This is a genomic window from Peribacillus sp. S4 (assembly GCF_046715815.1).
In the GTDB taxonomy this organism is placed as follows: domain Bacteria; phylum Bacillota; class Bacilli; order Bacillales; family DSM-1321; genus Peribacillus; species Peribacillus frigoritolerans.
Genome location: NZ_CP175708.1, coordinates 152,322 through 162,500 on the forward strand (window position 1 = coordinate 152,322; position 10,179 = coordinate 162,500).

Below are 10,179 nucleotides of genomic sequence, written 5' to 3' on the forward strand. Positions count from 1 at the left end.
GAACTATGCCAAAATATAAATGTGTGATCGCCTATGACGGCACGGATTTTGCTGGCTATCAGGTGCAGCCTGAGAAACGCACCATACAAAGTGAATTCGAGGCAGTCTTGGCCCAAATGCATAAAGGCACAATTATAAAAGTGACTGCTTCAGGCAGGACAGACTCAGGGGTCCATGCAAAGGGGCAGGTACTTCACTTTGAGTCTCCCCTTACATTCCCTACTGAAAATTGGATAAAGGCGTTCAGCGCGCTTCTTCCGACCGATATCATCGCTCTGGAGGTCGATATCGTGCCTGACGATTTTCATGCGAGGTTCCATACTACTGGGAAAGAGTACCGTTATATCGTAGCCCGTTCGAAACTGCGGGATCCGTTTAAGCGGAATTACGCCTATCATTATCCATACCCTTTAAATGTGGAGGCGATGAGGGAAGCAATCTCCTATTTGATAGGGACACATGACTTTACAAGTTTTTGTTCGGCAAAAACGGAAGTGGTCGATAAAGTTCGAACCATAAAAGAAATGGATTTTGAAGAGAGCGATGATTTCCTGGTTTTCCGCTTCGTTGGCGAAGGCTTTTTATATAATATGGTGCGTATTTTGGTTGGGACGCTCCTGGATGTCGGCAGCGGCAAGATGTCACCCCATGATATGAGCGGGATTTTGGACAAGAAGGACCGCAGCTTTGCAGGGAAAACAGCCCCTGCCCAAGGCTTGTATTTATGGAAAGTATTTTACAAATAAAAATATTTTCAAAGTGATACCAGTTTTTTTACAAATGGGTAATGGGCTGAAATCAGTAATGGAGCGGTTTGATGCGATACTGAGCTTTTCCTGGAGTTGCAGAGAGTGTTTTATAGACAACTTATCCTAGTGTAACATTCCCTTGACAATGAATCTGGGAGAAGTTAATATAATATGGTATGTATTTTAATCCCACGATAAGCCCCGGAAGTTTATTGTGATTGAAAATAAATATAAAAAATTAAAAAGTTTTTTAGGAGGTTAACCATGCGTACGACATTTATGGCGAAAGCTAATGAAGTAGAACGTAAATGGTATGTGATTGACGCTGAAGGCAAAACTTTGGGTCGCCTTTCTACTGAAGTAGCATCCATCTTACGTGGTAAACATAAACCAACTTTTACACCGAACATTGACACTGGTGATCATGTAATTCTTATCAATGTTGAAAAAATCCATTTGACTGGTAAAAAATTGACTGACAAAATTTATTACCGTCACACTATGCATCCAGGCGGTCTTAAAACTAGAACTGCTCTTGAAATGCGTACAAACTACCCTGAGAGAATGCTTGAACTTGCTATCAAAGGTATGCTTCCAAAGAATTCTCTTGGTCGTCAAATCTACAAAAAATTACACGTATACGCTGGAGCTGAGCACCCACACGCTGCTCAACAACCGGAAGTATACGAATTACGCGGATAATTACTAAGGAGGTTACTATCTTGGCACAAGTTCAATATTATGGTACTGGTCGCCGTAAGAGCTCAGTAGCTCGTGTACGTTTAGTACCAGGCGAAGGTCGCATCGTTATTAACGGTCGTGACATCAATGAATATATTCCTTTTGCAGCATTACGTGAAGTTGTTAACCAACCACTAGTTGCAACAGAAACTACTGGAAATTACGACGTTCTAGTAAACGTTAGCGGTGGTGGATATACTGGTCAAGCTGGAGCAATCCGTCACGGTATCGCTCGTGCATTGCTACAAGTTGATCCAGAATACCGTCCATCTCTTAAAACTGCTGGTTTACTAACTCGTGACCCACGTATGAAAGAACGTAAAAAATACGGTCTTAAAGGCGCACGTCGTGCACCTCAGTTCTCAAAGCGTTAATTCTATTACCGTTTCGAAAGGCTCTCAACCATATTGGTTGGGGGTCTTTTTTTGACCGAAATATTAATAAAGCATATCCGTGATCTCCCGGATATGCTTTATTTTAAATATTTCAGTTAACAATCTTAGTTTTGAGATTCACCTTCACTTTTTTTGATTCTGGCTTTTTTCGGCATGAAGCATGTAATTATTAATGCCACAAAAGATAAGGCTAGCATGAAAACATAGGCATCACTTGAGCCAAGGATGGAAGCTAATGCCTCTAGTCGTATAGCTGTAATGTTTTCATTTTCCATTGATAGCTCAGTGGCATGTGATGTTGCCTGCATTGTATATACTGTGATGATAACTGCTGTTCCGATGGCACCTGACAATTGGCGAATGGTATTATTTACAGCTGAACCATGGGAACCCAATTCTCTTGGTAAAGCATTCAAGCCTGCTGTATTTAATGGCATGGTAATGAAGCTCAAACCAATTCGTAATATTATGGTACGAATCATGATATAGATATACGTCGTTGATTCGCTTATATCTATGACTCCCCACATCGCAACAATGATGAATACCAAACCTGTAATAAAGAGAGGTTTAGCACCGTATTTATCAAACATTTTACCTGTGACAGGGGATAAGAAGGCATTAATCACAGCTCCGGGTAATAGCAGTAAACCTGCTTCAAATGCTGTAAAACCTCGTCCATTTTGCAAGTAGATTGGTAAAAGGATTAAATCCGCATACATGATCATCGTAATTAGTGCATTGATGAAGGATGTAAGCGTGAAAACTTTATACTTGAATACAGTTAAATTTAATAGTGGATCGCTCGATTTCATTTGACGTAAACAGAATAGAGTCGACACGATCATTCCGACGATTATTGCAGTGATGACAACCGGATCATCCCATCCCTTGCTTCCTGCGCTACTAAATCCAAATAATATACAGCCGAAACCAATCGTTGATAAAATGACACTTGTGATATCCAATTTTGCTTTTGTTGTCTCTGCAACATTCACTAAATATTTGAACGCTAGAACGATGACGATTAGTAAGAATGGGATTAACCCAATGAATAGCCATCTCCATGAAACATATTCCATGATAAAACCAGATAAGGTCGGGGCTATGGCCGGGGCAAAAATTATCGCAAAGCCGATTGTCCCCATGATGCTTCCGCGCTTTTCGCTAGGATATAAATATAAAATAACCGTCATCATTAGAGGTATAATAATCCCGGCACCGATTGCTTGAATCATTCTGCCCGTTAACAGCACGCCAAAATTCCCCGCACATGCGCAAAGTACAGAACCGATGAACAAAAAGAACATCGAGCTAATAAAAAGCTGCCTTGTTGTAAACCGTTGCATTAAAAAGGCAGTGATTGGCACTAAAACACCGTTCACTAGCATAAACCCTGTAGATAACCATTGTACAGTTGCAGGCGTTACATCAAATACTTCCATTAATCCACTCAATGCAACATTTAATAAAGTCTGATTTAATGTTGATAAAAAACAGCCGGAAATCAGTACAATTAATAAAACTTTTTTATTTCTTTCAGTAATGTCCATCGTAAACCCCTTCATTTTTGACTTGCATTCTCAACACCGTGTCGATAAAATCGATGGTAACAAAAATATATGTTACTTACCATGAACAGTTTTCTTGAAAATGTTCACTAATCGACATAGAAATATATGCTGTTGAGAAAGTTAAAGAAAATCTATAAAGGAGATTAAAATGTCCATACCTAAAAAAGAAGATCCTCGTACAATTCGCTCAAGGGAAATGTTTAAAGACGCTGTCATTGCTCTCTTATGCGAGGACCCCATTATTTCGAATTTAACGGTCCGGGAAATCGCAGCCAAAGCAGGGCTGAATCGGACAACTTTTTACCTGCATTATCAGGATATTCATGATTTATTAACGCAAATCACCGATGAGATTCTGAATGAGCTATCTGAGAAAATTTTTGCTTTAATACATGCAAAAGACTTATCGGAAAAACAACAGCTTACACAATTGCTTGATTATTTATATATCCATCGAAATTATTTACTTATTTTATTTAAAACGAATCAGTTTGAAGAACAATTGTTTTCATTATTAAAACAATTAGTAGAAATAAGAAGGAAGAATACCAAGAAGGATTTACCTGCTGATTATGTTGATATTGACATTAAAACGGCCTCATTGGTAGGCATTATAATATGGTGGTTAAGAAAGGGGCTTCATTTTAGTTCGGATTATATTGCCAATCAAATTTATTTAATGTACAGAGTGCAATGATTCTTAATCCGTTAGAATGAATTTGAATTTCATTAAGTCCTTTTAATGACCGGTTATAATATGACCCACATCACGCTCCATGAACCCTTCTGCGTCATGATATAAATCCTTCCCAGCCTCCAGCCACAAAGCGATTTAACGCCGTGGGGAGGGTGCTTCGGATGTTGGGGATGGTAAGTCCCGTTTGTTTACACATGAGTTTATTTGTGGAATACAGAATTATTTGTAAAATCGATATTTATTAAGTCTCTGTTTAGGAGTATGATAATACTTAAAAAAAGAAAGAGGACTTCATATGAATTCAACATACTCACCGATTGAAATAACTAAAACAAAAGCCTTGGTCATCAATGCACTATTCATTGCGTTAACCCTTGTAGCGACAATGTTCATCAACATCAAACTCCCAATAATGGGTAACGGCGGCCTGGTCCATTTGGGCAACGTTCCCCTTTTTATAGCAGCCTTGGTATATGGCAAAAAAACAGGGGCGATAGCAGGCGCCTTCGGTATGGCCTTCTTCGATTTATTCTCTGGTTGGGCAGCATGGGCACCGTTTACATTCGTCATCGTCGGAGCAATGGGCTTTCTAGCCGGCCTTATATCTGAAAAGGTACCGGGCAAAAGAGAACTTGTATACACTTTGGCCGTTTCCGTTGCATTGATCATAAAAATCGTGGGCTATTATTTTACTGAAGTTATCCTTTACGGTAACTGGATCCAGCCATTCGGCTCCATCCCCGGAAACGTAATGCAGGTCGTAATAGCCGGAATAATCGTCGTGCCTCTAGCTGGCCGATTAAAGAAGAGGGCTGGACAGATATAAAGTGAAATGAATATAGGAAGCCATTCAAACTTTGTGTAGTACCGGCGACTGGATATACTGTGCTTTATGAACCTCTGGCAGTTCATCCTGCTAAGTAGGTATGTATTTAAATAAATTCGCTATTATAAAATGTAATATCATGTTAGAAAAGGACATCCGTTTACCACGGATGTCCTTTTTATCGATAGATCACAAAGCTTGCTTGAATTTAAGGAAGAACACGACATGAATAATCAGGTGTGATCAATGTAAGGCATGCGCAGTGAGCTGCCCAAGTCGCAAGGTCCGCCTCGGGTAGCATCCTAAATTAACGGGTTACGGGTGATAGTATCAATTTTTTCTGCGAGTAAATATCATCCGAAATGTTTGGGCTGTCCTTTTAAGCTTCTTATGGAAGATAGCATATGAAGGCATTTCAATTACCTGTTGAACCTATCCTCATTATTTTTTGCCAATGGAATAAATGAATGGTTCAAAATAGAACGCTAAAACTAAATTATGTCTTGGGAAATAATTTTGGGAAATGGGGAATTGCCCCGGAGGTGAATTATGGCTGTGATATTAGGTTTACAGGAGATGCAAAGGGAAAGGCAATTGAAGTTCGAACGCAGGTTGCTCAGGGAACTTTCTATCGAGGATATGAAGGGGAGGATTCAGCGTTACTTTGGACAGGATTTGATGGATGTTTTGGAGGAAGGCTACTTCGATGTTGCCATCGAAGCTTATTTATTAGGAGCGAACTATAGTAAATTTGGCTATTATGGGGAGTCGGAAGATGATGTAAGGTCCAGGTGCTGGAAGGAAGAGAAGTTTTTGGTCGATACTCTTTTTAACTTTATTTTGTATTGGCGGGAAGTTACAGCGAATAATGCTTTCGATGAAGGATTGTTTTATTGTTGTGAAGGATTTGTAGGGGATTGGTGGCTGGACGGTTTTAAGACTGGAGAGAAACGATATAAAATGAAACTGCATTAAGAAGGCAAAATCCCATTCCTTGTTCTAATTCCATGGTTTGTCCCATACTTTTTAGTATAGAGATCATGGAAGGGGAACGGTCATGCGCAGAAAGCTGAAATATACAGGAATCGCAATGGGATTGTTTGTCCTTTTTTTAATTGTGACTTTTAAATTCGTAGAAGATGATTCTTGGGACTCCTGGAACCTTCCGTTGGCAGGGAAGGTCATCATTCTTGATGCAGGTCACGGGGGAATGGACGGCGGGGCAAATGTACAAGAGATAATGGAAAAGGAAATTGCCCTTTCCGTTTCATTAAAGGTCAGGGACTATTTGCAGGAACAAGGTGCACTTGTCATCATGACCCGTGAGAAGGATGAGGATCTGGCACAGGGTAATACAAAGGGGATCCGCCAGCGAAAACAGGAGGACTTACGGAATCGGGTTAAAATGATCAATGATTCGGAAGCGGACTTATTCTTAAGCATTCATCTGAACTCTTTTCCATCGGCGTCATCGAAAGGTGCCCAAACCTTTTATACAAGCAGGTTTGAGGAAAATGAACAGGTGGCTAAATTCATTCAGACTGAAATCATCAGAAACCTGGAAAATACAAAGCGTGATGCAAGAACGATCAATCATGTGTATTTGATGAATTATGCTAAGAAACCAGGAGCGCTTGTGGAAATTGGCTTTCTTTCCAATTCTGAGGAAAGGGAACGCCTTATCAGTGATAAATACCAGGAAAAGATTGCCAGTTCGATTTATATGGGGATTTTACGGTACTTCACGGAAGAAAAACTATCGGATGACGAGTGATGTCGGGGTCTTGTAAGGTACAAGGCCTTTTTATCATGGGGAAATAATCTGGCCCAGCATACAAGGCAGATAATAAGTTTTCTTTCGGTAATATGTTATACTGAAAAATGGGAAAATAAAATTCAAAGGGGTGCTCGACTTGTTAACAGAAGAGAAAGTACTGAATTTATTAAAGGATCTTAAAGACCCTTTTCTACATAAAAACCTTGAAGAGACAAATGGAATTATAGAAATCAAAATAAAACCTGAAAAGAATCATGTAAGCGTTAAACTTGCGATTGCGAAAACGGGGACTGCCGAGCAAATGCAAATGCAATCCGAAGTTGTGGACTTGCTGAAAACGAACGGAGCAGAATCGGTAGGCATCCGTTTCACGGAACTTTCAGAAGAGGAATTAGCCAAGCATCGTGAAAGCATTCCCCAGGATGAGGCGGACCAAGGTTTGCTTGGACCTAACAGTAAGACTCAATTCATCGCGATCGCCAGTGGTAAAGGCGGAGTGGGAAAATCTACGATCTCAGTGAATTTTGCCACTTCACTTGCTCGTCTAGGCAAAAAGGTTGGACTGGTTGATGCCGATATTTACGGATTCAGCGTACCTGATATGATGGGGATAACAAAACGACCGGTTGTTCGCGGGGAAAAAATCATTCCTGTAGAACGGTTTGGCGTTCAAGTTATCTCAATGGGCTTTTTTGTAGAGGATAACGCGCCGATCATCTGGAGAGGGCCGATGCTGGGTAAAATGCTTAACAGTTTCTTTAATGAAGTGGAATGGGGAGATTTGGACTATTTGGTCCTTGACTTACCGCCGGGTACAGGCGATGTTGCATTGGACGTGCATACGATGCTCCCTTCATGTAAAGAAATCATTGTTACGACACCGCATCCGACTGCAGCCTTCGTTGCTGCAAGAGCTGGTGCCATGGCCATCAAGACAGAACACGAAGTCATTGGTGTCATAGAGAATATGTCATTTTTCGAAAGTAAAACGACCGGTGAAAAGGAATATGTATTCGGAAAAGGCGGCGGAAAGAAGCTTGCAGAAGAGCTTCGTACAGAAGTTTTAGGTCAACTTCCCCTGCAACAGCCAGATTGGAACGAAGAGGACTTTGCTCCATCCATTTACGCAGCGGATCATAGGCTTGGCAGGATTTACGAAGATATTGCTAAAAAGGTCATTGAAAAACTGCAATAAAAAGAAGGCTGATTCCGATTGGGAATCAGCCTTTTTTCATTCTTTTTACTTTTTCTCCTTCTCGGCCGCCTTTGTGGCTGCTTTATCCAATTTCTCTTGCATTTTCGCTTGGACGAGAGGACTTTCCATTGTCTCGATGATCAGCTCTTTATAGACCGATCGCATTTCCTTGGTTTTTAATAATTTATTCATTTCTTTTTCCATATCCGGTTCTTTCATTATTTCCATGAGCATTCCACGATACTGAGGATCAGCAGTTAAGTCCTTCAATACCTTTTTATGTTCGTCTTCTAATGCTTTAGCATAAGCGGAAGCAAATTCAGGATCATTGAATGTCTTTTTCCAAAATTCCTTCCCTTTATCTGAAGTGACCATATCTTCAATGGATTTCTTAATGGCATCCGAATCCATAATGAGTTCAGCTTTCGTTTTATCATCAGTAATGATATCCTGGATGGCCTTTTTTCCATCATCTGTCTTCAAGATATCGACGACCATTTTCTTTGTCTCTTCGTACTCCATTTTTTCTCCGCCTGCCCCATTTTGAGCACAACCGGAACAAACGAGTAAGAATGACGTGAAAAGCAAAGCAACTCCCACTCTCATACGCAGGGCCCCTTTCATCCTTCTTACTGTTAATATGGTTCCAATCGGCGATATTATTCCTTGGTGGAATAAGTGGATTTTTCCAAATTTGGTTGGTACAATTAAGGATATGAAATAGAAATGTATGGAGGAAAACAATGAACAGCCGTAATTTAGTTAAATTGTTTTTAACAACATTGCTTATAGGTGGCGTAACTGGCGGAGTTGTAGGGTTCTTGGCTCGATGGAGTGAGTTTAAGCCTTATTTTTCTTCTTTTGAAGTCAGTGCCATCCTATCAACTTTTATTTGGTTATTCGGTGTTGGATTAATTTTCAGTGTCATAAGCCAAGCCGGCTTTTTTGCCTATTTAACAATACATCGTTTTGGTCTGGGGATATTTAAAAGCGCTTCCTTATGGAATGCCGTTCAACTTGTACTCATTCTTTTTGTTGTATTCGATCTTGTTTACCTGCGATATCTTAGCTTTGGTTCAGGCGAGGGAATCAGTTCGTATATCGTGTTAGCATTGGTTGTATTGGCCGCAGGGCTTATTACAGCTTATTTCAAAATGAAACAAACGAATAAACAGTCCTTCATACCGGCCTTGTTTTTCATGGTCGTGGTCACGGTATTGGAGTGGGTACCTGTCCTGAAAACCAATGATGAAGGCTGGCTTTACTTCATGCTGTTTCCATTGCTAGTCTGCAATGCTTATCAATTATTGGTCCTTGGCAAATTGATTGAAATTTCACAAAAGGAATTGGCCGATAGAAGAGAGCGTAAGCAAACTCCAGCAAAGGGAAAGATGAAAGCCGGTCAATTAGGTAAAGGCAGCTAACCAATATTTTGGCCGGACCTTACATAAAGAAGTCAAAACAGAAAAACTGCGTACTAAAGGTTCAGGGAGACCATTAGTACGCAGTTTTTTAAGTTAGCGGACTTCCTCACTGCTTGCCGAGGAATTGGAAATCATCTCTGAAACGTTAACGAAGTTTAAATTTTTTGATCGAAGTTCACTTAATAACTCCGGTAATGCTTTATTCGTTTGTTTTGCTGAGTCTGAAGCATGTAATAAAATGATATCACCTTTTTGGGCCTTGGTGATGTTCTGTATGATCCGATCCACACCTGGATTGGTCCAATCCTTCGAATCGATGCTCCAATGGACAACGGTATATCCGAATTTCTCACTGATCTTCAAGAGTCGTTTATCAAAGTGGCCGGTGGGAGCGCGCAAAAGTTCTATATTCTTTACATTAAGTTTTTTAAATGCTTCCTGGGCTTTAGAAATATCCCGGATGATTTCTTGATCTTCCATTTCGGTATAATCCTTATAATCGTAACCAAGCATGCCGATTTCATATCCTTCTTTCACAATTTCAGCTACTATGTCAGGGTGGCGTTCTGCCCAGGATCCCGAAAGGAAAAAGGTGGCCGATTTAATCTTTTCTCTTTTTAATGTCTCTATTATCGGAGCGGCTTTCTCATCACCCCAGCCAATATTGAACGTGATCGCAACATTCTTTTCCCCTTTATAAACCGCTTTCGGCCCATCTTCCGTTGAAAAAACGGGGGCATGAAGAATGTTTTGTACAAAAAGAAACCAAGCGGTAAAAAGTGCGGTAAGCAAAATTAACGA

12 protein-coding genes (1 of these 12 cut by a window edge) are annotated in these 10,179 nt (G+C 40.3%); 9 read left to right on the forward strand and 3 right to left on the reverse strand.

Translation table 11 applies throughout. The features are described from left to right. Positions 1–5: 5 nt before the first annotated feature. The 3 genes from truA to rpsI all read left to right on the forward strand — a co-directional run bounded on the left by truA (position 6) and on the right by rpsI (position 1,864). On the forward strand, positions 6–746 hold the full coding sequence (gene truA / locus ACJ9PY_RS00865; protein ID WP_034304963.1) for a tRNA pseudouridine(38-40) synthase TruA: 741 nt from the start codon (positions 6–8) through the stop codon (positions 744–746). A gap of 267 nt (positions 747–1,013) precedes the next feature. Beyond that, complete coding sequence (gene rplM, locus ACJ9PY_RS00870) at positions 1,014–1,451, forward strand: 50S ribosomal protein L13 (RefSeq protein ID WP_034304960.1); 438 nt, start codon at positions 1,014–1,016, stop codon at positions 1,449–1,451. 20 nt (positions 1,452–1,471) lie between these two features. Then, positions 1,472–1,864, forward strand: a complete 393-nt coding sequence (gene rpsI, locus ACJ9PY_RS00875) for a 30S ribosomal protein S9 (RefSeq protein WP_034304957.1) — start codon at positions 1,472–1,474, stop codon at positions 1,862–1,864. Positions 1,865–1,989: 125 nt separating this feature from the next. On the opposite strand, the gene ACJ9PY_RS00880 is transcribed toward rpsI, so the two are convergent. Further along, entirely contained in the window at positions 1,990–3,438 is a 1,449-nt protein-coding gene (locus ACJ9PY_RS00880) for a DHA2 family efflux MFS transporter permease subunit (protein ID WP_411739339.1), read from the reverse strand. Between the two features lie 169 nt (positions 3,439–3,607). On the opposite strand from ACJ9PY_RS00880, the gene ACJ9PY_RS00885 reads away from it, so the two are divergent. From ACJ9PY_RS00885 to ACJ9PY_RS00905, 5 genes are all read left to right on the forward strand, one after another. Beyond that, a complete protein-coding gene (locus ACJ9PY_RS00885; protein ID WP_411739340.1) occupies positions 3,608–4,156 on the forward strand; it encodes a TetR/AcrR family transcriptional regulator in 549 nt (182 codons plus the stop codon). 295 nt (positions 4,157–4,451) lie between these two features. Beyond that, positions 4,452–4,982, forward strand: coding sequence for an ECF transporter S component (locus tag ACJ9PY_RS00890; RefSeq protein ID WP_369316749.1), 531 nt, complete (start codon positions 4,452–4,454; stop codon positions 4,980–4,982). Positions 4,983–5,531: 549 nt separating this feature from the next. Next, positions 5,532–5,957, forward strand: a complete 426-nt coding sequence (locus ACJ9PY_RS00895) for a DUF2521 family protein (protein ID WP_034304952.1) — start codon at positions 5,532–5,534, stop codon at positions 5,955–5,957. A gap of 82 nt (positions 5,958–6,039) precedes the next feature. Next, a complete protein-coding gene (cwlD, locus tag ACJ9PY_RS00900) occupies positions 6,040–6,756 on the forward strand; it encodes an N-acetylmuramoyl-L-alanine amidase CwlD (protein WP_034304950.1) in 717 nt (238 codons plus the stop codon). 139 nt (positions 6,757–6,895) lie between these two features. Next, positions 6,896–7,954 carry an Mrp/NBP35 family ATP-binding protein gene (locus tag ACJ9PY_RS00905; protein ID WP_141994048.1) on the forward strand — a complete coding sequence of 353 codons (1,059 nt, stop codon included), beginning with the start codon at positions 6,896–6,898 and terminating at the stop codon, positions 7,952–7,954. 45 nt (positions 7,955–7,999) lie between these two features. On the opposite strand, the gene gerD is transcribed toward ACJ9PY_RS00905, so the two are convergent. Continuing rightward, the gene (gene gerD / locus ACJ9PY_RS00910; RefSeq protein WP_034304948.1) at positions 8,000–8,560 is read right to left on the reverse strand and encodes a spore germination lipoprotein GerD; all 561 of its coding nucleotides are present in this window, start codon (positions 8,558–8,560) and stop codon (positions 8,000–8,002) included. Positions 8,561–8,697: 137 nt separating this feature from the next. On the opposite strand from gerD, the gene ACJ9PY_RS00915 reads away from it, so the two are divergent. Continuing rightward, complete coding sequence (locus ACJ9PY_RS00915) at positions 8,698–9,378, forward strand: KinB-signaling pathway activation protein (RefSeq protein ID WP_048677929.1); 681 nt, start codon at positions 8,698–8,700, stop codon at positions 9,376–9,378. 93 nt (positions 9,379–9,471) lie between these two features. Here the strand turns inward: ACJ9PY_RS00915 and pdaB are convergent, their stop codons facing one another. Then, on the reverse strand, positions 9,472–10,179 hold the 3' portion of the coding sequence (gene pdaB / locus ACJ9PY_RS00920) for a polysaccharide deacetylase family sporulation protein PdaB (RefSeq protein WP_034304945.1). It continues 45 nt past the right edge of the window; the window shows 708 of its 753 coding nt (coding positions 46–753); its start codon lies beyond the right edge, outside the window — the gene reads right to left on this strand; its stop codon occupies positions 9,472–9,474.